General features: G+C 54.9%; 22 protein-coding genes and 3 pseudogenes. 8 read left to right on the forward strand and 17 right to left on the reverse strand.

Going from position 1 to position 25,008, the window contains the following annotated elements:
* Nucleotides 1–52 precede the first annotated feature (52 nt).
* The gene (locus OHL23_RS07840) at nucleotides 53–1,246 is read right to left on the reverse strand and encodes a J domain-containing protein (protein WP_263351230.1); all 1,194 of its coding nucleotides are present in this window, start codon (nucleotides 1,244–1,246) and stop codon (nucleotides 53–55) included.
* Between the two features lie 748 nt (nucleotides 1,247–1,994).
* Between OHL23_RS07840 and OHL23_RS07845 the strand changes: the two genes are divergently transcribed.
* The 6 genes and pseudogenes from OHL23_RS07845 to OHL23_RS07870 all read left to right on the forward strand — a co-directional run.
* Entirely contained in the window at nucleotides 1,995–2,390 is a 396-nt protein-coding gene (locus tag OHL23_RS07845; protein ID WP_263351231.1) for a hypothetical protein, read from the forward strand.
* Between the two features lie 213 nt (nucleotides 2,391–2,603).
* Nucleotides 2,604–3,422: a hypothetical protein gene (locus OHL23_RS07850; RefSeq protein ID WP_263351232.1), complete on the forward strand. Its 819-nt coding sequence runs from the start codon at nucleotides 2,604–2,606 to the stop codon at nucleotides 3,420–3,422.
* Between the two features lie 181 nt (nucleotides 3,423–3,603).
* A complete protein-coding gene (locus OHL23_RS07855) occupies nucleotides 3,604–5,193 on the forward strand; it encodes a carbohydrate porin (protein WP_263351233.1) in 1,590 nt (529 codons plus the stop codon).
* On the forward strand, nucleotides 5,180–6,142 hold the full coding sequence (locus OHL23_RS07860) for a hypothetical protein (RefSeq protein WP_263351234.1): 963 nt from the start codon (nucleotides 5,180–5,182) through the stop codon (nucleotides 6,140–6,142). Before OHL23_RS07855 ends, OHL23_RS07860 begins: the two co-directional genes overlap by 14 nt.
* A 37-nt stretch (nucleotides 6,143–6,179) precedes the next feature.
* On the forward strand, nucleotides 6,180–7,637 hold the full coding sequence (gene pstS / locus OHL23_RS07865) for a phosphate ABC transporter substrate-binding protein PstS (RefSeq protein ID WP_263351235.1): 1,458 nt from the start codon (nucleotides 6,180–6,182) through the stop codon (nucleotides 7,635–7,637).
* Between the two features lie 74 nt (nucleotides 7,638–7,711).
* Nucleotides 7,712–7,927, forward strand: a pseudogene (locus OHL23_RS07870) (transposase); the annotation flags it as partial.
* Here OHL23_RS07870 and OHL23_RS28765 read toward each other — a convergent pair.
* The 5 genes from OHL23_RS28765 to OHL23_RS07890 all read right to left on the reverse strand — a co-directional run bounded on the left by OHL23_RS28765 (nucleotide 7,852) and on the right by OHL23_RS07890 (nucleotide 14,790).
* Nucleotides 7,852–8,073, reverse strand: a complete 222-nt coding sequence (locus OHL23_RS28765; RefSeq protein ID WP_396127295.1) for a hypothetical protein — start codon at nucleotides 8,071–8,073, stop codon at nucleotides 7,852–7,854. The pseudogene OHL23_RS07870 and the gene OHL23_RS28765 sit on opposite strands and share 76 nt — an antisense overlap.
* 295 nt (nucleotides 8,074–8,368) lie before the next feature.
* Nucleotides 8,369–11,854: a TonB-dependent receptor gene (locus OHL23_RS07875; RefSeq protein WP_263351236.1), complete on the reverse strand. Its 3,486-nt coding sequence runs from the start codon at nucleotides 11,852–11,854 to the stop codon at nucleotides 8,369–8,371.
* A 34-nt stretch (nucleotides 11,855–11,888) separates the two neighbouring features.
* The gene (locus OHL23_RS07880) at nucleotides 11,889–12,053 is read right to left on the reverse strand and encodes a hypothetical protein (RefSeq protein WP_263351237.1); all 165 of its coding nucleotides are present in this window, start codon (nucleotides 12,051–12,053) and stop codon (nucleotides 11,889–11,891) included.
* 946 nt (nucleotides 12,054–12,999) lie between these two features.
* On the reverse strand, nucleotides 13,000–13,875 hold the full coding sequence (locus tag OHL23_RS07885) for an SDR family NAD(P)-dependent oxidoreductase (RefSeq protein WP_263351238.1): 876 nt from the start codon (nucleotides 13,873–13,875) through the stop codon (nucleotides 13,000–13,002).
* Nucleotides 13,876–13,905: 30 nt separating this feature from the next.
* On the reverse strand, nucleotides 13,906–14,790 hold the full coding sequence (locus tag OHL23_RS07890; RefSeq protein ID WP_263351239.1) for an SDR family oxidoreductase: 885 nt from the start codon (nucleotides 14,788–14,790) through the stop codon (nucleotides 13,906–13,908).
* A gap of 126 nt (nucleotides 14,791–14,916) precedes the next feature.
* On the opposite strand from OHL23_RS07890, the gene OHL23_RS07895 reads away from it, so the two are divergent.
* Nucleotides 14,917–15,495 carry a TetR/AcrR family transcriptional regulator gene (locus tag OHL23_RS07895; RefSeq protein ID WP_263351240.1) on the forward strand — a complete coding sequence of 193 codons (579 nt, stop codon included), beginning with the start codon at nucleotides 14,917–14,919 and terminating at the stop codon, nucleotides 15,493–15,495.
* A gap of 62 nt (nucleotides 15,496–15,557) precedes the next feature.
* Here OHL23_RS07895 and OHL23_RS07900 read toward each other — a convergent pair whose 3' ends face one another.
* From OHL23_RS07900 to OHL23_RS07935, 11 genes and pseudogenes are all read right to left on the reverse strand, one after another.
* Entirely contained in the window at nucleotides 15,558–15,881 is a 324-nt protein-coding gene (locus tag OHL23_RS07900) for a VOC family protein (protein WP_263351241.1), read from the reverse strand.
* Between the two features lie 144 nt (nucleotides 15,882–16,025).
* Complete coding sequence (locus OHL23_RS28770; protein WP_396127296.1) at nucleotides 16,026–16,238, reverse strand: winged helix-turn-helix transcriptional regulator; 213 nt, start codon at nucleotides 16,236–16,238, stop codon at nucleotides 16,026–16,028.
* Nucleotides 16,239–16,247: 9 nt separating this feature from the next.
* The gene (locus tag OHL23_RS07905; RefSeq protein ID WP_317891657.1) at nucleotides 16,248–16,577 is read right to left on the reverse strand and encodes a response regulator transcription factor; all 330 of its coding nucleotides are present in this window, start codon (nucleotides 16,575–16,577) and stop codon (nucleotides 16,248–16,250) included.
* Nucleotides 16,574–19,225 (reverse strand): PAS domain-containing protein, encoded by a 2,652-nt coding sequence (locus OHL23_RS07910; protein WP_263351242.1) that lies wholly within the window; start codon nucleotides 19,223–19,225, stop codon nucleotides 16,574–16,576. The genes OHL23_RS07905 and OHL23_RS07910 overlap by 4 nt, the downstream gene beginning before the upstream one ends.
* A gap of 57 nt (nucleotides 19,226–19,282) precedes the next feature.
* Nucleotides 19,283–20,179, reverse strand: a pseudogene (locus OHL23_RS28775) (PAS domain-containing protein); the annotation flags it as partial.
* On the reverse strand, nucleotides 20,176–20,904 hold the full coding sequence (locus OHL23_RS07915) for a Rossmann-fold NAD(P)-binding domain-containing protein (RefSeq protein WP_263351243.1): 729 nt from the start codon (nucleotides 20,902–20,904) through the stop codon (nucleotides 20,176–20,178). The gene OHL23_RS07915 and the pseudogene OHL23_RS28775, both read right to left, overlap by 4 nt.
* A gap of 56 nt (nucleotides 20,905–20,960) precedes the next feature.
* The gene (locus OHL23_RS07920) at nucleotides 20,961–21,425 is read right to left on the reverse strand and encodes a nuclear transport factor 2 family protein (protein ID WP_263351244.1); all 465 of its coding nucleotides are present in this window, start codon (nucleotides 21,423–21,425) and stop codon (nucleotides 20,961–20,963) included.
* A gap of 41 nt (nucleotides 21,426–21,466) precedes the next feature.
* Nucleotides 21,467–21,580 (reverse strand): aldehyde dehydrogenase family protein, encoded by a 114-nt coding sequence (locus tag OHL23_RS28780; RefSeq protein WP_396127297.1) that lies wholly within the window; start codon nucleotides 21,578–21,580, stop codon nucleotides 21,467–21,469.
* Nucleotides 21,570–21,749: a hypothetical protein gene (locus tag OHL23_RS07925; protein ID WP_263351245.1), complete on the reverse strand. Its 180-nt coding sequence runs from the start codon at nucleotides 21,747–21,749 to the stop codon at nucleotides 21,570–21,572. The genes OHL23_RS28780 and OHL23_RS07925 overlap by 11 nt, the downstream gene beginning before the upstream one ends.
* A gap of 202 nt (nucleotides 21,750–21,951) precedes the next feature.
* Complete coding sequence (locus tag OHL23_RS07930; RefSeq protein WP_263351246.1) at nucleotides 21,952–23,550, reverse strand: FAD-dependent oxidoreductase; 1,599 nt, start codon at nucleotides 23,548–23,550, stop codon at nucleotides 21,952–21,954.
* Between the two features lie 105 nt (nucleotides 23,551–23,655).
* On the reverse strand, nucleotides 23,656–24,333 hold the full coding sequence (locus OHL23_RS07935) for an RNA polymerase sigma factor (RefSeq protein ID WP_263351247.1): 678 nt from the start codon (nucleotides 24,331–24,333) through the stop codon (nucleotides 23,656–23,658).
* 318 nt (nucleotides 24,334–24,651) lie between these two features.
* On the opposite strand from OHL23_RS07935, the pseudogene OHL23_RS07940 reads away from it, so the two are divergent.
* Nucleotides 24,652–24,984: pseudogene (locus tag OHL23_RS07940) on the forward strand (efflux RND transporter periplasmic adaptor subunit); the annotation flags it as partial.
* Between the last annotated feature and the right edge of the window lie 24 nt (nucleotides 24,985–25,008).

The raw sequence follows: 25,008 nt of genomic DNA on the forward strand, positions 1-25,008 counted from the left end.
CTCCGAGCTTAGTTTCCTCGAGTCCTGCATTCAATGTTATTTGTCTTGGCGCTCACAGCTTGTCGAAGAGCGTGACGCGCGGATCCTGGTTGTTCAGCTTGGCAAATTCGCGCATGATTTCCTTGCTGCGCTCGTCATTGAGTTGCGGCACAACCACCTCCACAGTAACAATCTCGTCACCGCGCTGACCCGCGACGGAAGCGCTCTCAACTCCCCGCTCCCGCATGCGCAGCTTCTGTCCGCTCTGCGTGCCGGGCGGAATGCGCAGTTGCGCGCGGCCGTCGATAGTCGGCACGTCGACTTTCGCTCCGAGAGCCGCTTCAGCGATGGTGATCGGGACGCTCAGGTGAATGTCGTCCGCAATGCGCGTGAAGACAGGATGGTGTCCGGTTCGGACGATCACGTAAAGGTCGCCCGGAGCGCCGCCGTTCAGCCCCGCATTTCCTTTGCCTTGCAGTCGAATGCGTTGCCCGTCCCGGGTCCCGGCTTTGATGCGAAATTCAATGGATTCGGTGCGATGCACCAGTCCTTCGCCATGGCAGGTGGGGCAGGCGTTGGTGACGCGTCCCGTGCCGCCGCAACGAGGGCAGGGAATGTTGAACTTCATGCGCCCGCCCATTTGCGTTACCTGCCCGGTGCCGCTGCACTCCGGGCACTGCATCGGCGCGCCTGAAGAGGCCTGTCCGTGGCAGGTGGGGCAGACTTCCTGGCGCTGAATCTCGATCCGCGCATTGCCGCCGCGAATGGCGGTCCAGAACTCGACGGGCGCCTGGTATTCCAGATCCGTGCCAGGCTCGGGCCCACGTTGCCTGCGTGCTTGTTCATTACCCGAGAAGATGCCTGAGAATATGTCCCGAAAGCCGCCCCAGGAGGCTGAGCCGCCTTGGCTTCCGGCTGCTGGCCCTTGCCCAGCTCCAAAGCCGGAGAAATCGAAGCCGCCGAAGTCCACAGGCGGCGCGTTGCGGGCATTGGCCTGCTGGCGCGCATAGGCCTCGGCTGTCGCCGGGTCGATCTGATCGGAGTAGAAGCCTACCTGATCGTAGATCTTGCGCTTCTTGTCGTCCGAAAGGACATCATTCGCCTCAGAGATTTCCTTGAACTTCTCCTCGGCCCTCTTGTCGTTAGGATTGACGTCAGGATGGTACTTGCGGGCGAGTTTGCGGAAGGCCTTGCGGATTTCGTCCGCAGTGGCCGTCTTCTTGACGCCGAGAGCACCGTAATAGTCTTTGTTTTGTGTGGTTGCCATGTAGGTTTGTCAGCTTGCTTAGATTGCGCTCCCAGATTAGATTCATCGGCGAAGCCAACGATCTAAGTGACTTCTCATCAACAATGCTAAGTCTTATTATGCGATAGTTTGCGATGCCTTGTTGGCTTGAGCGAAGGCGTTAGGCGGGGAAAATAAGAATACGAAGGGGAAGGGGTACTGCGTTGTTTTGGATTTGTGTGGGGATATGTGCATCAATTTACATGATTTAGATGATTTTACGAGTGCGGAAAGTGCGTTTACATGACCATTTTTGCGCTGTTTCAGGACTGTTTTCGGCGCCGATTTCTCGCCGGAATGAGAGTCGCGCCTCTGGATTTCTTTGCGTCTGATTTGGATCTTCAGTAGTGGCCCGGTTTGAAGGTTAGGGGCATCAAGGCGGACCACCAAATAATTCCCATTCGCTGTGGCAAGGCGCAAAAGCCGCAAATTCTCTGCAAATCGAAGTCGCAGAAAACAAATAACCTCCAGCAAACTCGCAAAGGCTCTTTCCCATTCAGCAAAAATTGCTCCACGTGGAACAATTTGAGAAGCCGCAAAATCAGGCAAAACCTTGGAAGAGGTAGCACAGCAAAACTAGACACCTTCGTCCGTTGCACGTCAAGAGAGTGCCAAATCATGGGTTGATGGGATAACTTCCAAGGCTTCGGCAGCAATCTTTTAAGCGATCTGCCCTTCACTCTCAACTCGATCCAAAGCGGGTAGAATCAAGGAAGATCGAGAGGAATGATTGAAGCGGACAACCAGCGCGCGCCGAACGTTCGGGGTCGAGACCATCGAAGCCCGCGCCATGGGTGGTGTCCTTATTGGACTCTCCGTTCTGCTGATTGCTGTCATGCCGTGGACTGAATATTACTGGCAATTCGACAACTTCTTCCACGGCGGTCAAGATTTCGAGTTTGGCCTTCTCTCCACAATGATGATCTTGTGCCTGGTGATGCTGCTGATGCAGCTCGGCAAGCAGGATGTGACGATTTTGCTCACCCTGCGGCGATGGTTATGGATCGTATTTCAACATCCCGACTCGAAGTCTCCCATTCTGCTATTCAGGATGGTGACGGCTTCCTATGCCGTGTCCCCGCCTGATCCCTCATCAGGTATGTGCGATCTTCCTCTTCGCATCTGATCTGTCCCGCCCTGCGCATCCTGAGAATGGCTCATTCTAGCCGTTCGTAAACTCCGCTATGCCCACGAGTTGCGGAAGTTCCTTGTCCATGCAGAACCGGATGAGGAAGATCGACTGGCGAAGCTGCGAAGAAGCTAGTTCTCTCTATTCGGAATCCGCGCACAACAGCAGTACGCATGGCATGAATTCACTTTGCCCCTATGGAGACAGCACTTGAAAAGCGTTTATCGTTCAGCTTTGGTGGGAGCCTTGTCCTTTTTTCTTCCAATAATCCTCTTCGCCCAGACCGATACTTCGGCGGTGCCAGATGCAAACCCTGCCAGGCCCACAGTCTCGACCCCGGCTACACTAACCCCAGCCGGCTACCTGCAATTTGAGAATGGCGGTCTATTCGCTGCGAAGTCCCCCGAATTCTCAAGACGCCTCGGAATCGAACAGGTGACCAAGCTGTCTGTCGATAGCAGGGCACAATTTCTGGCGCTGTTCGAGCCGTTCACGCACAGCACCGGTGCGGCCGTCTCGGGCGATAGGCCGGGTGAAGTCTTCGCCGGCATGCAGGCGGTGATTTTGTCAGGTAAAGACGAGCGGCCAACGATCTCTGCTCAATATCTACGGCGACTTTATGCGAGCCCGGCTCCGGAACTTGATCTTGGCACTTTCGTGCAAAGCGCGACAATACTTCTGAGCGATGATTTGGGAGGTTTCCATTTCGACATGAATGGCCTCGTGATGGAGCAGCAGGACGACACAACGAAAGTGCGGCAAGCACAGTTTGCACAAACGCTCTCGATCTCTCATCCGGTTGGCCGGTTTACTGTCTCAGGTGAGGTGTGGCACTTTGGGCAACCATTGACTCACGGGTATGCCGTCGGAAATCTTTGGGCTGCGTCGTATCCGGTACGAAAGAATCTGGTAGTTGACGCCGGCTTCGATCACGGCTTCACCGGCAGCTCCACTCGGTGGGAGGGCTTTGCTGGATTCACATACCTTCTGCCCCATCGGCTCTGGCGTCAAAGGAACGGTCTCTATTGAGATCGGTGTCTATGACGTCAACCTTCGAGACAGTCTCGATCAGGTGTTGACCTCGCGACTGTGTTTGGATACTGGGGTGACGTATCTCTGTCTAAATTAAGAATTAAAGAACGATTGATCTTTGTTACGACTCTGTCAATTATTCTCTAGGGGGTTACCCTCATTCCCGCGCGGAGGCTGGATGCAACTCAGGTCGTCGACCCTTCCCGGGATGCCGTATGTAAACAGTCGCGAGCGGCGCGCAGCAGCCTCCAGCAGAAATAACTGCGCCGTTTCTGCGAGTAGCCTTGGGCAAGCGAATCTAGTGTGGGTACTCACGATCACAAGATCCATCGTGCTGATGGTGATTGGTTCTTTGCTCGCACCATCTCTAGCCAGCGCGCAAAATGGCACCCCCGCGCCTCGTCCCGAGGACGAAGGGAGCCTCATGCAGCTGCTGACAGACAAGGGCCTGCACGACATTGAGAATGAAAGCTGGAATGCGTATGGACAGTTCACTTATATCTCAAGCTGGAAGCCTTCGTTCTATGCTCCCTATACCAACTTGAACGGCAGCATCAATTCGCTCCTTCCCACAGCCGAGAGGAGCTTCACCGGAACAGCGACACTTTATCTCGGCCTGCGGCTTTGGAAGGGCGGGGAAGCCTATCTGGTTCCAGAAGTCATTTCGGAGCAGCCGCTGTCGCAACTCAGGGGGTTGGGCGGAGCAATCCAGAATTTCGAATTGCAAAAGGGCGGCGCGACTGTCCCTCAGGTCTATCGGTCTCGGCTTTTTCTCAAGCAGACGATTGGACTCGGCGGCAAGAGCGAAGTGGAGGAGTCAGGCCCTCTCCAATTGGGAACCCATTACGACAGCAGAAGACTCGTCTTTGTCGCAGGCAATTTTACGATTCTGGATTTCTTCGACACGAACGCTTTTGACGTCGATCCCCGCCAGGGCTTCCTCGGTCTGGGATTTATGACCTACGCTGCCTATGACTTTGCATCCGACGCACGCGGTTACTCGTACGGAGGCGTCGGAGAATTCCATTGGGATGACTGGGCAGTGCGCTACGGACGCATCACGCCCCCGAAGCAGCCCAATCAACTTCCCGTTGACTTCCGGCTTCTCAAGTATTACGGGGACCAGGTGGAAGTGGAGCACAAGCACACAATTCACGAACAGGAAGGCATGGTTCGCCTGCTTGCCTACCGCAATCGCGAAAATATGGGACGCTTCAGTGACGCGATAGCTGCGTTTGAGGCAGACCCCCCAAAAAATGCTACTACCTGCACCGGATTCAATTACGGATCACAGAACGCCGGTGCCCCGGACCTTTGCTGGGCACGAAAACCGAACGTGAAAGAGGGCATCGGCGCGTTTGCTGAGCAGTACATTGGACACGACATCGGCGTCTTCGGCCGCGGAATGTACTCCGACGGAAAGACCGAAGTGTACGCCTACACATCGACGGACCGTTCTGCGACAGTAGGAGTGCTGGCGAAGGGGTCCGCATGGTCGCGATCCAAAGATGTCATGGGCATTGGCGGCAACTTTGGATGGATCTCAGATATTCATGCGAAATACCTCGGCATGGGAGGCATCGACGGATTTGTTGGTGACGGCGCCATCACAGCAGCCGCGGAAAAATCTTTGGATTTGTTCTATAGCGCCAACTTGGGCAAGGTTTATTGGCTGACTGGCGATTACCAGCACATCACGAATCCCGGCTTTAACGCCGCTCGCGGCCCCGTCAATGTCTTTACGGTGAGAGTCCATGGCGAGTTCTAAACCAAATCTCGGCTGTGTCTACGCTTTGCTGGCTGGACTGGCGCTCTTCAGCCTCCGGCCTTCGCTTGCGGATGCGCAGCAACAACCGTCTGGTTTCGCGGTCGAGCGCTTCTATCAGTCCGCTCCCGGCGGCGGTTGGTTCATCATGGATGACCTCGACATCAGTGGCCGGCTCGGTGGCGCAATCTCTCTTACATCCGGCTACGCAAGAAACCCGCTGGTCATCACAGGCCCGGATGGCAGGCAGAAGCTTGCGGTTGTGTCGGAGGAGGCATTCGTCGACATCGGCGGCGCCGTCACCCATGATCGCTTTCGAGCTTACGTTGACTTTCCCATGCCCCTTTTGGTCACTGGAACGAGCGGAACGCTTGGTGAGTATCAGTTCACTGCACCGTCGGTAAGCCTGGGGATCAATCCCGACACCGTGTCCGACCCTCGTATCGGCGTCGACGCTCGCTTGTTTGGAGAGCCGGGTAGCTTGCTTCGTCTCGGAGCAGGTGCACAAGTCATCATTCCTTCCGGAAGTCGCGCCGATTACGTGACCGATGCCAGATATCGCGGAATGTTTCGGTTTCTAGCTGCCGGAGATGCCGGACCTTACAGCTATGCGGGGCAGCTCGGGATTCATGTTCGTCCGCTCAATGATGCTCCCGACCCCGGGAGTCCAAACGGGAATGAGTTCCTGTACGGCATAAGCGGCGGGCGCAAGTTTGCCGGGCAGAATGGCTGGGCAGTGATTGCGGGTCCTGAGATATTCGGAGAAACAGCTTTTCACCAGTTTTTCAGCGGGGAGACGGGCACGGAGGCTCTTCTGACAGGACGCTTGGAACATACCGGGACGGAGCGGAATTTGCGGATAAAGCTGGGCGTCGGGCATGCTCTCGTGCAAAACTTCGGAGCGGCACAATGGCGAGTCGTATTCGGAGTAGAGTTATTCGGGCATAAGTAGATCGCACTGGTTTCCATTGAGTTGGAGGATAATCCCTATGATGAACGTCTCCCGGTTCCGGATGATCGCGTGTTTTGCGTTGTGCTGCTCGATGTTTGGGTCCGCACTTGTTGCGCAGATGGCCCCCGTCGATCACAGCACACGCCGGATTTACGTTGAGCCGTTTGTTACCAAGGAAGGTTCTGAGAAGTTTCGTGAGGATGTGATCGCCGAGCTCCGTAAACTGAATTCGGTCTCGCTAGCTGGAGACGAATCGAGTGCGGATGTAATCCTGGGTGGTGGCGGCGAAGTTTGGATCAAGGGATACCGCAGTCACAACCCGCAGTTGGGCAAGGTGGCGCCTAACGGGACACCAATCTATACCGGCTTCCTCTCGATTGAGCTGAGAGACAGGAACGGCCAAACGCTGTGGTCATACCTGGCAACACCTCCAGCAGCTTCGGGAGACATATTGAAAGATCTCTCGACCCTGATTGCGAAGAAACTGGCCGACGCCCTGCGGCAAGGCGACGCGCCATCCCGCACTACCCCTCTACCGCAACCCACGACTACCTTGAAAGGCGCCGGCGCTACCTTCCCTTTTCCCGTCTATCAGAAATGGTTCACTAGCTACCGGCGCGAAAATCCCGCTCTCGATATCACATACGAACCGATCGGGTCGGCGGCTGGAGTTCGCAGCCTGCTGGCAAACAGCGTTGATTTCGGCGCATCAGACAGCCCGGAGGTGATTCACGAACTCTCTCCAGGTGACGACGAAAAGTATTTGTTTTTTCCATCGGTCGTAGGTGCGGTCGTACCTGTCGTAAATCTGCCCGGACTTTCCGGCGATATCGCATTCACTCCGGAGGCGCTGGCTGGTATCTATCAGGGGAAGATCACGAAGTGGAACGACCCGATTTTGACCCGCGCCAATCGCGGCCTTCGCCTTCCGGATCTCAATATCGTTGTCGTTCATCGCGCGGACGGCAGCGGTACCAGTTATGCCTGGACGGACTATCTTTCAAAGACCAGTTCTGAATGGAAGACCCAGGTCGGTGCGAGCCTGGCTCCTAAATGGCCGATAGGCCGCGAGGCAAGCGGGAACGACGGGGTATCTAAACTGGTAAAGGAGCAGAATGGCGCAATTGGGTATGTCGAATTCATTTACGCTCTACAGAATCACCTTAGCTACGGTAGAGTTCGAAATCGAGACGGAGAGTTCGTCGCAGCCAGCCTTGAAAGTATCGCTGCAGCTGTAAGTCACTCCGTAAAACTCAGTGGTGACTTCAAAGTCTCTATCGTGGATTCACCGGGTGCGGGCGTCTACCCGATCAGCTCTTTTACCTGGATAGTTGTTCCGACGCATATTGCAGACGACGCCAAACGGAATGCGCTCACGGGTTTTCTGCACTGGATGGCGGGCCCAGCCCAGCGACAGGCCGCCGCGTTGGGATACCTTCCTATTCCAAAGGATGTGGCCGTTAAGGAAGAAGCTGCGATCGCGAAGATTCACTAGAGGCCGTTATTAACTTTGTCCCTTTGATATCCGCAGAATAGCGAAAGTTCAGCAGCGTATAGAACGATAACAAGATAGGGAATCGTAACAGGCGCAGCTATCCGAGTGATGTGAGCGATGAAGAGTGGCGTTTATAGCGTCGTATCTGGCGCTTTGTCGTGAGGATGCAGAGCAGTGGGAGTATCTACTGCGCGCGGCGTTCAACGGGGTTGCACTATATTGCCAAGACCGGCTGCCATTGGCGGATGCTGCCCGATGACTTGCCTCCGTGGACCGTTGTGTATCGCAGATGCGCCGCTGGATCTAAATTCACTCCAAACGTAGAAACGACCTCCGTGCTGCCCTGTTGCTGGAAGAACTCCTCCTTCGAGTCCCAAAGTTTGACGGTGAAGTCGATGGCTATTGAGCCTTCTGACAAAGATATGGGGATCGACATTCTCGCTCGCGTCCGTCTGGGATAACAAGACTACCTTCTCGTCTGTGAGGTCAAGCAGAGTGGTCACCCGCTCAGCCCCACTCAAAGGACATAGCCTCAGCCCGAGCGGCTTCCTTCAAGTCCCTGTACCCGTTGAGGCCATCCCTTGCGAGATGGCCTCAACGATTGCAAAGCAACTCGACTTTTAAAACGCGACCTTTACCGATTCTGTAAACGACCGGCCGCTTCCAACTCCGTTGCCAACATCCAGCGGCAAAAAGAGCCGTCTGGTTTTGGCATTGTGCTCCGGTTAGGCTCAGAAGTTTATCTTCACCGAGGCCTCGAGCACACGAGAACTACCGACGCCGTTGACATTGCCCACGCCGCTGCCCAGGGTACCGGTGATCTTGCCAAGGTTTGATCCAAGAGTTCCGTTTGGCTGGCCGAAAGCCGGAGTATTGGTCATGTTGAAGGCATCGAAGCGGGCTTCGAACGAAGACTCGTGGAAAATTGGGAAGCTCTTGAAGAGTGAAACGTTGTTTGAGAAGTATCCGGGGCCACGGAACTGGTTGCGCTGTGTGTTCCCGACTACGCATGGATTGGGATTGCTGGCCGAATATGCTACGCAGGCGGGGGGCGCCACAAATGAGGTCGGATCGAACCAGGCGGTGTTGGCCGCTCGACTCACACTATGAGTGACCTTGTAAGGCCCAGTTTGATTGACCGTCTGGGTTGTTCCCGGGGTCGCACTGGTTGTCGATATCGTAAAAGGAAGACCAGAGAGCATTCCGATGGTTGCCGAAGTCTTCCACCCGCCCAGAGTGTAGGCGGCGACGCCGGAACTGAAGAAGCGGTGACCATGTCCTGCAGGCAACTCGTAGGTAACCGTCTGCTCGAAGTTTCTCTTGCGGTCGAAGTCAAGCAGATTATAGTTACGGCGCAAGTTTCCGCTCCAATATAACAAGTTTCCATCCTGCGCCCCGGTCTGGTAACCCTGCGCCTTGCCCCAGGTAAATGCGGAGTTGAATGCCAGGCCATTGGTGAAGCGGCGAGTGAGTTGGGTTTGCAGCGACTCATAGTTGCTGGAGAAGCCGACGAAATATTCTGTGACCGATGCAGTTTTTCCAAAGGCGATTTTGAAAGGATCGTATGAGCCGCTCTGGCCATAGATCGTCGGCTGGTTGATGTTCTGCGCGATGTCGATCCGCGTACCGTGATTGGCAACATACGCGACTTGCAGCGACATGTTCTTGGGCAGAGCCTGCTCGACCGCAAAGTTCCACGAGTCCACATAGGCATTCTTGAAGTTTTTGGGAATAAGAAGATTCGACAGTCCGATGGTCCCGTTGGCCGCGCTTTCCACGAGAGCTCCGTTGGATGGAAAAGTCACTGTCGGGGTTGCAGGTATGCCAGTCACAAAATTGATCACACCACCTACAGGGTTGAGGGCTGGTCCATAGGTTGGTGTGTTCGTGTAGCCGGTGCTTGTCTTGATCGGGTAGTTATAGGCGTAGCTATTGTCCACAAACGGAACATAGCTAATGCCAAATCCGGCGCGAACAACAGTTTTCTCTGTGAAACGATAGGACAATCCCAGCCGAGGCGCAAAATTTGTATAGTCGGTCTTCATCCCGAGATTGGAAGAGTTGCCGTCTTCGCCAGCGATAACCAGTGAATTATTGGTGGGATCATAGTTGACGAAGCCGCCCGACTTACGCGGCGTGGCCGGTGGGTACAGTTCGTAGCGCAGACCGAGATCCAGAGTGAGCTTTGGACCAACCTGCCACTTATCGGAGACAAAAAAGAAGAGCCACGTTTGTCGATAGCAAGGGAAGGTGCTGTTGGTGTCCTGGCCAACTTTATAGGGAACGTCGAACAGCATACTGGCCATGTCGTTGGCCTCACCGGTGACGCTGCCATTGAATGCGGTCGCGTTCGGCGCGGAAGTCGTGTTTTCCTGAAAATAGAACTGTCCTGCAGCTGCATTATTGTTTCCCTGCAGAAGATCGTCGCGCACGCGGCGGATGTCAGCACCTGCTTTCAAAGTGTGGTTGCCGATAATCTTCGTCCAGTTATTGGCAAAGTCGATATTGGACTCGGCGCGCAGCCAGGGCAATGACGCCGAATAGCCGATTAACGGGGACGAGAAGACGTTCGCCGAGAAGGCGACTTGCCCGCTGCTCGTGGGAGTGTTGTCGGTTCCATTGGGGCCGTTGCCGGGGATACCAAGCGTCGTCGCATCATCCTTTCCATAATCTGTCTGCGTCGCCGAGTTACGCAGATGGGCCAGACCCGCGCGTGCTTCGGTAAACAGGGTTGGCGAGAAGACATGATCGTAGTTGAAGCCGGTGCTATAGGCTGCTGCAATTCCAGTCGCTTCAAATCCTCCCGCGCCTCCGGGGCCTCCGAGGAACGAACCGAAGAGCGGCGCTTGATTCGTAGTCGTATTCTGGTGACTGAAACGGCCGCTCAAATGGTCCTTGGCAGATATCGCGAAATCCGACTTGATGTCATAGCTGATGGCGTCTTTGCTGAATGGAAGGTTCGACGAAAAATTGTTCGTCGTTGCGCCAGCGATGTATGGGGCTGACGAGAGATTCGTTTTGGGATTTCTGGCGAGGGCATCCAGGTCCTGAAGAACGGTTAAGCCCACTTTGCTTATGCCGGGATTGGTAGTTGGAATCAAGTTGCCGGCAAACGGTGTACGACCGGTCCCGCAGTTGTTGTTCGCTGTGCTGCCGACGCAATCTGCCGTATCTCCAGTATTCGGATCGTAAACCTGGCCCGAATATTCGCTCAGGTTGTAAAAGCCGTTGGTCACGTTATAGAACGGAATGGTCGCGATTGTCGTCGTAGATTCGTGATCAGAGGTGCGGAGAAAATCGCCGAAGATGAACAGCTTATTCTTGAGAATTGGGCCGCCCAGCGAGCCGCCCGTGTAATTGTAGACAAGACGTCCATTAGGTCCGGCTGCGAAGAAGTTGCGAGCATTGACGCCGTTGTTTTCCATGTTCTGGAAGGCCGACCCATGAAACGAGTTTGTCCCTGACTTGAGCGTCACGTTGACTACGGTTCCCACTGCGCGCCCGAACTCCGCGTCGAAGTTGTTCGTCGTGATGTCCACATTCTGAATAGAGGCTGCGGGGGGAACGAGGATGATGTGGATGCCAGTACGCTGGTCGTCATCGATACCCTCAATCTGGTACAGATTGACGTAAGAGGACTGGCCATTCGAGTTTGTGGATAGATCGTTGTTGGCGTTGTAGAACTGCGAGTTGTTGAAGACGATCGGCGCCATGCCCGGCACTGTATTCAGTAGGGATTGAAAGCTGTTGCCGCTACTTAGGGGAAGACTGCTGATCTCGCCTTGCTCGATCGTGTTTGAGATATCGGCACGGTCGGTCTGGAGTTCAGGAGGGGCGGTCGTGACTTCTATCGTTTCCGTCATGCTGCCCGGGACCAGGGCTACATCGACGCGCGTCGTTGTGTTTGTCGCCAGGGCGATGTTCTCGCGGGTTTCTTTTTTGAAGCCTTGTGCGACAACCGTGACCGCGTAGGTCCCGGAAGGAAGATCGGGTTCGGTATAGTCCCCGCTTCCATTGGTGACCGTTGCATATTGGGCACTCTGACCAGTTAGAACAATCGTGACTTGGGCATTGGTTACTACGTTTCCCGCCGAGTCGGTGACCGTACCGAGCAGCGTGCCATTCACCGCCTGTCCCAAAAGAGCGTGGGAAAACCCAAGCACGAAGAGGGCAAGCACGGACCGGATGATGGGCCTCATCATTTTGCGTTGCGTCATTTTGGAGTCTCCTTCATTGATTCGCAATTCTGACTCAATATCTCTGTAGTCCGGCAAAGGGCAGCAGTGCTGCGGCAGAAATAGCTGGGGGATCCGCCTGCTGGGTGCTCAGGGGCACACTGAGCGCAGCAATCGTTGCGATGAAAACAGGAAAGACAGAATATGCGGGGCCAAGAACGGCAATGCTTCGTGCGCGCATAAACCCGGACCTCCAGCTTGTCTTGCATCGTGCAACTGAAGAGAAGTAGTTCTTAACCACTCAGGAAGAAGCGAAAGCAGATTAAACCGAGTTTGCGGCGCCCGGCAAATAATTTAATTACTTTCTGCCAGGCGACCTGAAAAACGAGCGAAATTCGCACCCGGACGCGCTGCGTCAATCGCCTTCACCCCAGGGCTTCGATCGTGCGAGGCCTGATATGCGGTAAGGTTGCCGCCCGGCAGAGAACCCACACGTCAGCAATGGTCGCGTAAGTATCTGTAACTCTTTCACATGCAATCAGTTATAGAGCTAGGGGCGAAATTGATCTCGATATATTAGCTAGCAGCAAGGTTTTTCGAAGGCGTGGCATCGTTCCGAATGGATTTTGGGTCCAACTGAAAGTGAATCCAAGGCTCCCGAGGCGTCGGCGAGGTCATCGCGATTACCCGGCAACCGACGATCACGCCTTCGAAGTCATCGCCTTCAACCGTTTTTGCCACGTTCAAGAGTTAGCAGACGATCGCGCGGGATAGGACCGTGATACTCCAGTCGGAATCCCGCGCCCACTCGCTCATTTTTCAGCTATCCCGCTCAAGCAGATCCGTTAGCCTTCAGCAGCAGGTAGAAACGATCCGGATGAAGGGTGAGGCTGGTCGAAAAATCTGCGGCTTTCTACCACTGAAAGAGCAATTGATCCTTCGGCGAGAACCCAAAGAGCGGTGCAACTTTTGCAGCGGAATGCGCAGAGCGCCCTCTATCCCAGTCTTCCGATAAGGCCTTTAAGAGACTTTGATCCCGGTCGGCAATGTTCTGTATGAGAACGTGTGCTGACTCCCGATCGATCGGTTTTCCTCCGGCTTGTTCGAAGATGGCGGATTCACGCCAGAACTCTCCTGCTTTGAGCCTTTCCTCTTCTTGTCCTTAGTGAAAGGTATAGATCCCATTCTTATGCCTGGTCCGCAGTTCCATGGACCAGTTGCTCGATCCACGCTTTCATCGATTCCTTCGGCTCCCCCATTGCCGCATTTGACACGTCCTCCCACGCTTCCCACGTCTCCAGCCGCTCCGCATACGCAGCGCGAGCCCTGGGCAGAATCGAAGTGCCTAACCCCAATCGCAGCGGCGGATTTTCCGCGTCCACGAGCTTGAGGATTGCTTCTGCCGTCGCCTCTGGATCGCCGCGTTCAACCTCGGCCAGGCGGGTAAGAAACTGCTTCCGGAACTCCGCGTATGGCTCCAGAACATCCGCGATCTGTGAGGACTTTCCAAAGTCGGTTGCGTAGGCTCCGGGTTCAACGAGTGTGACCTTCAACCCGAACGCCTTCACCTCCTGCGCGAGGGATTCGTGGAGGGCTTCGACCGCCCATTTGGTGGCGCAATAGAAGCCGATGAGCGGCAATGCCGTTATCCCAAGCCCGCTCGAGACACCGAGAATGTGACCGCTCCCTTGTTTCCGCAGCAAAGGCAGAGCCGCTCGGAGTACTCGGACCATGCCCAGGTAGTTTGCATCGAAGAGACCGCGGATCTGCTCGTCGCTCGCTTCCTCTGTTGCCGCGAACAAACTTGCACCGGCGTTGTTGACAAGGATGTCGAGCCTGCCGAAGTGCGCGTATGCCCGATGAACCACTTGCTGCACCTGCGCGGAGTCGGTGACGTCGAGAGCGAGAGGCAGCACCGCATCGCCGAAACGTTCCGAGAGATCGGCGACGTCTGCCAGTTTGCGGGCGGTCGCTGTGACCCGATCACCGCGTTTAAGAGCAGACTCGGCCCAGATGCGGCCGAATCCGCGCGAGGCGCCGGTGATGAACCATGTCTTTTTCATGTCGATTCCTCCGTGATTGTGGGGTTATGTTCAAGCCTCGGAATAGCGCATGTTCCCGAGATCGGTCAGAAGCGAGGGGCCGGTGGGGTTCCATCCGAGCTTTGCGCGAGTCTGTGCACTGGAGATGTGGGCGTCCCTCCCTGCGAAGAACCCGAAGAAGCCGAAATGTTCCTGGGCCTGTTCCTGCGGAATGGAAATGACGGGCACATTCAGGCCGCGGCCGATAGCGGTGGCGATGTCTTTGAGAGCAACACCCTCTTCGGCGACAGCGTGGTACCGGGCTCCTGCTGTGCCTTTCTCCAACGCGAGCCGGTAGAGCCGGGCGACATCCGACACATGCGCGGCAGGCCACCGGTTGTGACCATCGCCGATATACGCCGAGACTCCCTTTGCGCGCGCCACCGCAATCAGCGGAGTGATGAGGCCCTGCTTTACGGTATCGTGCACCTGCGGCAACCGCATTACCGAGGCATGGACTCCGCGCTCCGTCAGTGCGACGGCCGTCACCTCGGATACACGAGGAAGGGATGGGGAAGATAGCGGCGGATCGTCCTCGGTGGCGGCACGGCCCTGAGCCACTCCAACTCCAGAGCTGATGATGAACGGACGGCTGGAGCCCTGAAGCACGGCGCCGATGGTCTCGATGGCGCGCTTGTCCATCTCGCAGCTTTTCGCGAACCTCGACCAGTCGTGGACGAAGGCTGTGTGGATGACCGCATCAGACGCAGCTGCTCCGCTGCGCAGGCTTTCCAGGTCCTCCAGATCGCCTCGATGCGCCTCGACGCCCGCGGCCTCAAGCGATTTTGCGCCCGCGTCCGACCGCGCCATTCCAAGGACGTGGTGGCCCGCACCGACGAGTTCTTTCACGATTGCGGAACCGATGAATCCGGTAGCGCCAGTAACGAATACACGCATTTGTGCCTCCTTGATCTCATTCCAGCTAAGATTGACCAAAGGATGCAGTCTCAACCAAAACGGAGACAGCCTCCGAATGAGTAGATAACCGGAGATGTCCTCCGGTTGCAAGAATTTTTGGAGATGATGAAGAAACCTTCCACGACCGCCCGAAAACCGCGCATAGACGCGCTGCGCAACCGCGAGCGTATCCTTGAAGTCGCAAAGGCAGCCTTTACCCGACAAGGCGCCAATGCCAGTCTGGACGAAATCGCGAAGCAGGCGGGCGTTGGAGCAGGTACTCTGTATCGCCATTTCCCTACGCGGGATGAGCTGATCGAAGGTGTTTACCGGAATGAAGTGGAGAAACTTGCTGCTGCCGCTGCCCGCTTCGCCGAAACCATGTCTCCGCTCGAAGCGCTTCGAGCCTGGATGCTGCTGCTGGTCGACTACATCGCGGCAAAACACATCATTGCGCCCGCTCTCAATAGCGTAGTCGGAGGCCCGTCCAGGCTCTATGAAGGTTCACGCACCACGATCCAGGGCGCGATCGATGAGCTGGTCAGGCGAGCTAAGAAGAGTGGCGATCTGCGCAGAGATCTCGATGCATTCGACCTGCTTCGAGCGCTGATCGGCGCATCGCATGTGGGCTCCGGCGCCGATTGGCAACAAAGCGCCAGGAGACTGGTGGATATCCTCATCGCAGGCTCACGCCCGGTCAAATAGACCGCGTCTCGCAGTCCACTGTCTCTGACAGTGGACACCCGTGCCTTCCTCATACCACTGCATCAGCAAAAGTTAACCGGCCTCGCGCTTTCGACCGTAAACATGACGCTCCGGAGACCCAACGTGTTCGGCGGTGCGATCGCCGGTTCGATCTCGACCAGTTTTGGATTGCGAAACTTCGTCAGCTCAAGCCGTCCGTGCCCATCTGGAGTCCGCATCATAGCGATGTCGACTTGAACACCTTCGAGTCCGTTGACGCGGTCCACCCACGAGCCCTCGACGGGCATCTCGCCTTCAATCGTCATGCCGAGCACAGTGAAAAAAGCGATAGCGGCTGCAAGGTCTTCGACGACAACGCCGACGTGGTCCAATCTCTTGATCGTCATGTTCCTAGTGTAGTGGAGGGCGTCCGCGGCGATACACCCTTGAGAAGTCGTTGATGCAGAGACCTGATCCGACTAATCTACGATGGCGAGGAGGAGCCCGAGATCGCACTCTATCGGTCGAAACTGAGGTGGTGTCATGTTGTCCTAGTAGTTTGCGCTGGCCGTGAAGTATTTATAAAACTGCGAAAGCTGGTCGACCAGCGCCGCAAGTGGTGCACATGCGAGTTCAGCAATTTCATATTCCACATGAAGAACTGAGCTGCTCAGGTCTCGTCGCACGATTAGATGTAATTTTTCGAGGGATCTAAGGTTAGCTGTGAGCGCCTTCTTGGACGCTGTTTGTATGAGCCGCCTCAACTGAGCTCGTCAATCTCCTTCTAGAGAGAAGCCGCGAATTCCATACTTCAACGCCCTGACAGACATTGGTATGTCTCCGTGCGCCGTTATAAATATGATGGGTATCTGCAAACCCATCTCATCTAGAAGTCGCTGAAAATCGAGTCCGCTTATTTGGGGCAACCTCACATCAAGGACCAAGCAGCTCTGATCAACGGGTCGCTTCCTGTTTAGAAAGTCCTGGCCAGTTGCAAACGACTCTGCACACAGACCAACCGACTCCACGAGATCTTGTATGGCCTGACGCATACCATGATCATCGTCGATTATGAATACGGTAGGAACCATCGCAGGTTTCATGTGGACTCCTCGACTTTTCCGGGAAGCGTGAAGTGAAAGGTAGCGCCCGCGCCCTTGTTCCTAGTGGCCCACACGCGCCCTCCGTAAGACTCCACGATAGAACGAGTAATGGTTAGCCCCATACCCGTCCCTTGCGATTTGGTCGTATGAAAGGGGGCAAAAATCTGCTCGGTGTACTGCATCTGCAGTCCTATGCCGGTATCGCTAATGGAAACGACCAAACTACCTTCAGGATCCGAACGCGATCGGATCATCAACTCGCCTCTGCCATCTTTCATCGCCTCGATCGCGTTCAGCATGAGGTTCATAAACACCTGTTGAAGTTGTACCCGGTCTGCCATGATTTCTGGCGTATCGGGTTCAAGCTCGGCTTGTATCGTTATGGAGCGCCGATCAGCTTCGTCACGGAGCAGAATGGTCATCTCCGCGATTATTTCCTTCATGTTAACGATCTGGCGCTTTGGAGGTGTCCCCGTTCTGTAGAAGGACTGCAGACTATTGATAACATCCGCCGCACGATTGGCGTCCTGCTCAATCCTGTCTGCTGCTGCTCTTGCTCTTTCCAGGTCGGGGGGATCATGTGCCAACCACCGCAGAAGAGCATTTGCGCTTGTGATGGACGCGGCGAGAGGTTGCTTGATTTCGTGTGCCAGAGCGGCGGCCAGTTCCCCCATCATGTTGACGCGATTGATGTGAGCGAGATCAGCTTCCAACTGACGCAATCTTTCGCGCTCCTCCTCGGCGCGCTTTCGGTCCGTTATGTCCATTGTGATGCCAAAGTATTCGCCGATTTCCTGTGTGGGGTTGTGATGTCCGATACCGCGCAAATATCTGATAGAACCATCCGTCCGGCGAATCCGAAACTCGACGTCATAGTCCGCCCCTGCGCTAATTGCATTCTCAAGCTTTGCACTGACTAGTCGTTCGTCTTCCGGAAGAATCGTTCTGTAAAAGAGGTCAAAAGGTAGCGGGCCTTGGCTGGGATCGAAACCGTAGATGCGCGCGTTTTCGTCCGATGAGTGGAATATTGTCCGTGTGAGCAGATTGCAGGCCCAACTGCCGGCGTGCGTCAGGCTTTGCGCTTCAGCCAGGTACGCCTGCTCCCGGCGCAACTCCTGAGTCAATAGCTCCTGCGCTGTAACATCTATCGTAGTGCCGTGAAATCCCTGAAAAACTTCGTCTTCAACTACTGGAATACCGACACAGCGTACGTATCGTATCTCTCCGTCTGGCCGGGTTATTCGCTTTGTTACATCGCAGCCGCGGCGCTGCTCATGCATCATCTTTATTGTTTCGGCCATGGAGGCTCGGTCTTGGGGATGGATAGAAGCCAAATACTGCTGGAGGGTCGGAGGTTCACTTTTCGGATCAAGTCCGTAAATTTTGTAGACCTCGTCGGACCAATAGATATTTAAATCTTCGGACCAGCGAATACCCAAATCTCTCGATGCCCAACTCCCCATGTGAGCAAGATGTTCACCTTCGCTTTGGTAGAACTGACTTCGCCGGAGAGCTTGTTCTGCGAGTTTACGTTCGGTAATGTCCTGACCGGTGCCAAACATCTCAAAGGCTTGCCCGGACGCATCTCTCTTTACGGTGCCGAGGCCCAGGATAAAGCGCACTTCACCGTCAGGAAGAACGATCCGATGTTCTGACTTGGCGTGTGTCCGACTACGAATGGCTTCCGCCGCTTCGCGAGCAACGGATTCTCGATCTTCAGGATGAATCCTTTCATAAATCCTTGCCATGTCAAAAGCGCCTTTCGCCGGAGGTATCCCCCAGATACGACAAAGCTCTTCGGAATACATGACCTGATTCTCGATAAGATTCCACTGGTAGTGCCCTATGTGCGCCAATCTTTGAGCTTCTTCAAGCCTCGCGTTACTTTGCTGAAGTGCGTTCGATAGAGCCTCGCGTTCCTCCTCTCTATGCTTTTGGTAGGTTATATCCATAGTGATGCCAAAGTACTCGCCAAGCGAGTCAGAGGGGTTGTGATGTCCGATGCCACGCAGAAACCTGATTTCTCCGTCCGCGCGCCGAATCCTGTATTCGACGTCGAAATCCGTTCCGGCGCGGATCGCGCTCTCAAGTTGTGTTCTGAGAGCCAGTTCGTCTTCGGCAAGAATTGAACTGTAATGGAGATCGAATGGATTTGGGTATTCACTGACGTCGAATCCGTAGATGCGGTTGTTCTCTTCGGATGAATGGAATACCTGCCGCGTAACCAAATTGCTGGTCCAACTGCCAGCATGGGTGAGCCTTTGCCCTTCCGCGAGATAAGTTCGCTCCTGTCGCAGTTCCTGTGTCAATAACTCATGCTCGGTGACGTCCATTATCGTGCCGTGAAATCCCTGAAAAACTCCGCTTTCTACGACCGGAATACCAACGCAGCGAACGTATCGTATCTCTCCATCTGGCCGAACGATTCGGTTCGTGACATCGCAGCCGCAATGCCGCTCATGCATGTTCTTCATTGTTTCAGCCAATGAGGCTCGGTCCTGGGGATGGATCGTAGCCAAAACCTGCCGAAGCTTCGGAGCTCCGTTTTTCGGATCAATCCCGAAAATCTTATATACCTCATCAGACCAATAGATATTTAGATCTTCGGACCAATGAACTCCTAAATCGCCGGACGCCCAGCTTCCCATGTGAGCGAGACGCTCTGCCTCCCTCAGATACAACTGCGTTCGCTGTAGGGTTTGCTCCGCGCGTTTGCGCTCAGTGATGTCCTGGGTTGTACCGAACATCTGATATGGCTTTCCCAATGCGTCCGTCTTCAAATCGCCCAGGCTGTGCACGATTCGCACTTCTCCATCGGGACGCAGGAGTCTATGCTCACAGTCGGCGCGAGTCCCGGAACGAATAGACTCCTCAGCTGTCCGAAATACAGCCTCACGATCATCGGGATGGATCATTTCGCCCACTCTAGCCATGTCAAAGGAACTCACCTGTGGTACCAGTCCAAAGATGCGATAGGTCTCGTCAGACCAGATGACGTCACCTGTCTCAAGATCCCACTCCCAGTGGCCAACATGTGCGACTCGTTGTGCTTCCTCAAGTCTGGCGTTACTCTCTTTTAAGTCTCGAGATAGAGCCTGTCGCTCTTCTTCAGCGCGTTTACGTTCCGTTATATCGGAAACTACGCCTATGTATTCGCGGTTGCCGGAACTATCACTTCCTGCATGGGCAACCACGTGGACATACTTGATGACACCGTCGGGCATTTGAAGTCGGTGCTCGTCGTCCAGATCCATCCCATCCTTCACGGCGAGATCACTGAGACGTCGCAAGCGCTCTCGATCATCGGGGTGAATTCTGTCGAACACCAGATCGAGTGTGGGATTCGTTTCTCGTGTCAAGCCCCAAATTCTGTAAGTCTCGTCGGACCAAAGCAGTTCGCCACTATCGACTTTCCATCCGAAAGTTCCCGAATGACTGAGTCTCTGAGCCTCCGCCAGGTACTGCCATCGTCTTTGCAACTCTGCCTGCGCCGCTTTCAACTCTTCATTGGCCTTCTCAAGCGCATCCGTTCGCTCAGCACCCCGAAGATTCAAGGCGTCATGTGCTCCGCTGGGCTGCTTTCGGGCACGGTGCTGTGTCATTTGCGCCCTTTCGCTGGGGCATCCCGCTGCGGATCACGCGACTGTATCAGAGCTCGGATGTCACGATTCTCGAAAATCATGCTGGGAGCGACTCCCATCCCGCCAACCACGACATCGACCATGGCTCTGGCCAAGTCATCGGCCCTGATAACCTGATTGGGAAACATGGCCCGAAATACCGGGTAGATTTTTCGCATGAAACGATAGCTAAAATTCGGTTCTTTTCGCGGCTCCACGGGGTAGATGTAGGCGGGCCTGAAGACGTAAATCCGCGGGAACCCCGAGGCCAGTAATGCATTCTCTGCCTCCCCCTTATAACGAGCGAAAGTCATTCGACTTCGGCCGGTGGGGTCGGCTCCACTCCCGCTCAGGAATGAGAACGCCGCGTCGGAACTACTACTGCGAAGGACTCTGGCAAACTCGATTGTGTAATCGACGGTTATTGCACGGAGTTGCGCGTCTGGCACGGTGCCCGTATATGTGCCCATGCAAAAGACCGCTGCGTCCTGACCCGACAGTGCTGGGGCGAGCGCTGAGCAATTAGCGAAGTCCTGATGCACAACTTCATGCAGCTTGGGGTGAGAGATGCCGAGTTCCCTGCGCCCAATAGACGTCGCGCATTCGATGGCGGGATGTTCGAGCGCATAGCGAAGGGCGTAACCACCCACCATTCCTGTAGCGCCCACGATTACAAGCCGCCTTTGGTCGATCGCTCGAACGTTCATCTACAACTCCCTGGCACTGCAACTGCGTTCGTCGACTCCGTTTGGTAGTTCGAGGGTTATGATAATGCGCGCTCCTCCAGCCAGTCGACATAGAGCAAACGCTCCGCAAACAGCCACACGTCGTCCATCTTCACGAAGGTGTCATAGTAGCGGAGCGAGGCCAGCATCAAACGTCGCTTCTCCCCGTCAACTGTGACATGGTGTGCAAGGCAATAGGCCTCACCGGTTGCTCGATCATTCGTCAACGTGACGATTGTGCTCTGTCCGACGAAGTGTGTGGTCGCGTCATACTTGTTCAGGTCCGCGAATATAGGAGCGAGTGCTTCGCGCGAATGCAGCTCTTGTGTGGGCGTCGGATCTTTCGCGTTCATGTATACGACGAAATGCGTGTCTGTCGTGAAAAGAGACATCTGACCTCGCGCATCGCGCCGATCGGCACAATGGGCGTAGGCCTCGACGAGTTCCCGGATGGAGAGTCGATCTGCGGCTTCTTCCGGCGAGATCGTAATGTGTTTGCTCATAAGTCATCTCCTTGATGAATCTGTTTTAGACGCCGCAGAGGTTACGCGAGAATGGCGCGCGGTTCAAGAAAGGCACTGATCACGTATCTGCCATATTCACGGCCGACACCAGAATATTTGAATCCTCCCCAGGGAGCCTGCGGATCATCTGTCATGTTGTTGATGACGACGCGACCGGCTCGTATCTGTGACGCTATCTTCCTCGTCGCCCAGAGTGACTTGGCCGATTACCTGACCGTTAGTCGGCTTGATGATGTCCATGACTTCCCGGCCGTGGGATTCGACGAATGCCCCATCGATGTAGTGTGTTGTGATCGTTTTCATTGTGTTTCTCCTTTCAAGTCGAATACATGTCAGAGCGAAGTGACAATGCAGTCAATTGGTCGAGCTTCAGATCTCTCCGAAGTCCGAAATTGCTGGTAACTGTATTGGCCAGGCGAAGTTGGCTTTATTTCGTATGCCTGATGGGGCATGCGGGACGTGCGCCCTGATTCCGTCGCAATAACCGGAAGAAGACAGCGAAATGTCATTTCATAGCTCCGTTGTGCAGCGTGGTGCTCTCAGCCAGGAACCGATGAACGAGATGTACCGCCATTGCGCCCTCGCCGACCGCTGACGCAACCCGTTTAATGCTGCCAGCCCGCGTATCACCTACCGCAAATATTCCCGGTACGCTGGTCTCAAGGTGCAGCGGAGAGCGACTCAATGGCCATTGAAAGTCGCCATATTCGACAAGGTCGGGTCCGGTGACAATAAAGCCCTTTTTGTCGAGAACAAAGGAATCCTCAAGCCACTCTGTGCGGGGCGCGGCACCTGCCATCACAAACACGTGGCGAATGCGCTTGGTTACCTTAAGTCCGGACGAGCCTTCCTTCCAGTCGATGCCTTCCAAATGCGCTGCCCCGGTCATACCGACAATCTGCGTCAGATAGTGGACATCAATCTTTGTGTGCGCATCGATTCTCGCAATCAGGTATTGCGACATTGATTCCGAGAGTTGGTCCGAGCGCACCAGAAGATGCACCTTCGATGAGGTTTGGGCGAGAAAGACGGCGGCTTGCCCGGCGGAATTTCCGCCACCCACGACAGCTACCTCCTCTGAGTCACAGAGCTGTGCTTCCATATGTGTCGCGTTGTAATAGATTCCTCTGCCTGCGAAAGCATCTGCCTCCTCAACGGGCAATCGCGCGTATTGAGCACCTGTCGCGATGACTATGCTGCGCGCATTGAACTTCAGACCAGATTCCAGAACGATTTTGTATGGCTGTCGGCTGCAGTCGATATGCACGACTGCTTGGGCTACCATCAACTGGGCGCCAAATTTCTGGGCTTGAGCGATGGATCGATTTGCGAGTTCCTGTCCCGACAGGCCCGTCGGAAAGCCCAGATAGTTCTCGATCTTCGAACTCGATCCTGCCTGCCCCCCAGGTGCAGACTTCTCGATGATCAGAGTCTTGAGTCCTTCCGAAGCTGCGTACACTGCCGCAGCAAGGCCTGCCGGCCCGGCTCCGATCACCAAAATGTCGCGGACCCCTTTGTCAACATTGATGTTGAGATCAAGACAAGCGGCGAGTTCGCTGATGGACGGATTTCTCAGGACATATCGTCTGTCGCAATAGACAACCGGAATTTCGCTATTTCGAACGGCAAGCTGCTCCATGAGTTCGCTGGCGCTCTTATCGCTTTCGATATCGACATACGTGAATGGATGCCCATTTCTGGTAAGAAACTCCCGGATTGCTAGAGTTCGGGCGGACCCGTTCGTGCCGAACAGAATGACATTCCCCTCGCCAAGCTGAATCATCAGCAGACGGCGTGCGACAAAGGCTCCCATGAGGATTTCTCCCAGCTCGGTATCCTTGGCCATGAGAGACAATACTTTGTCCCGAGTGAGTTCCAGTACAACGCCCGCATTCGTCACGCGCGCAGTAAGCAGCGATCGATTCCCTGAGATTACCGACATCTCTCCTGTGAACTGACCCGGTTCACGAACGGCTAAAATCTTCTCATCCTCGCCAGCTCTAGTGATCGAGACTGTACCCTCCAGGACGACGAAGAGAGGAACGTCAGGATGAGAGGGCTCGTAGAGTATTTCGCCACTACGGACGGAACGATGTTGAGCCACCGATCTAATCCTGTCGATGTGTTCTCGACTCAGCGTGGGATTGTCCTGCATACTGTGAATACCTCTTTCCGTGTTCATTGTGTGCATCGATGTATGACTGTATGACTAGACTCGAAAATCAGAGGCGCCGTGTCTTTTTAAGTACGATCGAAGTGTCTTGCGTCTTCGCATCAAACGGGACTTCGCAGCGCCGACAGAGATGTCCAATGCCTTCGCCGATTCCTCCAGCGAACCCTCAGTTCCGTAGTGCTGCTCAATAATTGAGCGAAGGGTGGGTCGCAGCTTCTTGACTTCTTGTCTGATGACGAGAATCATTGGATGTCTTGAGTGGAGTCGTTCAGGATCAAGCGAAAGGTTCAAGAACTCCGCCGCGTCCCGGGCGCCGCCTTCGTCGTTCAAGACATTGATGTATCCTTCCCTGCATATCTTTTTCTTACCCAGTATCATCAATGCTGTGATCGTACCGATGCTTGTGAGCCAAGTAGACAACCTGCAGGTACGACGAAATGTGTCCAAGTACCTATACGCTCTCAGCAAGGTGTCCCGCAGCGCGTCTTCTGCATCTTCTTGATTTCCAACAATCGAAAAGTTTCTCTTTTTCACCATCGGTGAATGTCGGCGACACAGTTCTACGAATGCTTGTTGGTCATCGGACTGCGCTCTCATAAGCAACTGATCATCAGAAGCGATGGAGTGGTTAAGAGTACATCCTCCGTGATCTGCGGTGTTCTCTTCACCCAAGCGCGCGGAAGGTGTTTTGCTGAACCATACAGATGCCGTCATGGACGCTTCCTGAGAACCGTCTCGATGGAGCGACGGAATCGGGCCACGGACTTCGCTAACATTGCCTCTCATCTAGTCCTCCCTCTCTAAGCGAGAGGATTTGCGTCAGTACAGGGCGATGCTATCCGTCACGCGGGCACAAGTAAACTACATGTTCCTAGAGGTTTGATCGATTTGTTGTCGGAGGGCAGTCGCCTCTCAACACCGCTTGAAGACCAAGATCAAAAGAGACATTCGTGCCCTTGGCAGTAGCGACGCGGATTATCTCGCTTTGACTGACCGCTCTAAGACGGCAGGGTCTGGCCACACAAGGGGCACATCGTATTCGTCGATCGCCAAATGAATCAACAAACCGGAGCTATTCGCATCGCAGCTTCATTCCCAAATCCAGGCAATGTACTGCGACCGGGGCAGTTTGAGCGGGTAACGGCGGATACGGAAATACGCCAAAACGCCATTCTCGTGCCGCAAATGGCAGTCCAGGAGCTACAAGGAACTAAGCAGGTTTATATCGCGGGGCCCGACAACAAGGCGTACATCGTAAATGTCACCCTCGGCCCTCAAGTAGGAAACGATTGGACTATCACGAGCGGCTTACGCGCCGATCAAAGAGTAATCACCAGCAATGTGCAAAAACTGCGAGACGGAGCCCCGGTCAGTGTGCGCGAGATCTCC

The organism is Acidicapsa acidisoli (assembly GCF_025685625.1).
In the GTDB taxonomy this organism is placed as follows: Bacteria; Acidobacteriota; Terriglobia; order Terriglobales; family Acidobacteriaceae; genus Acidicapsa; species Acidicapsa acidisoli.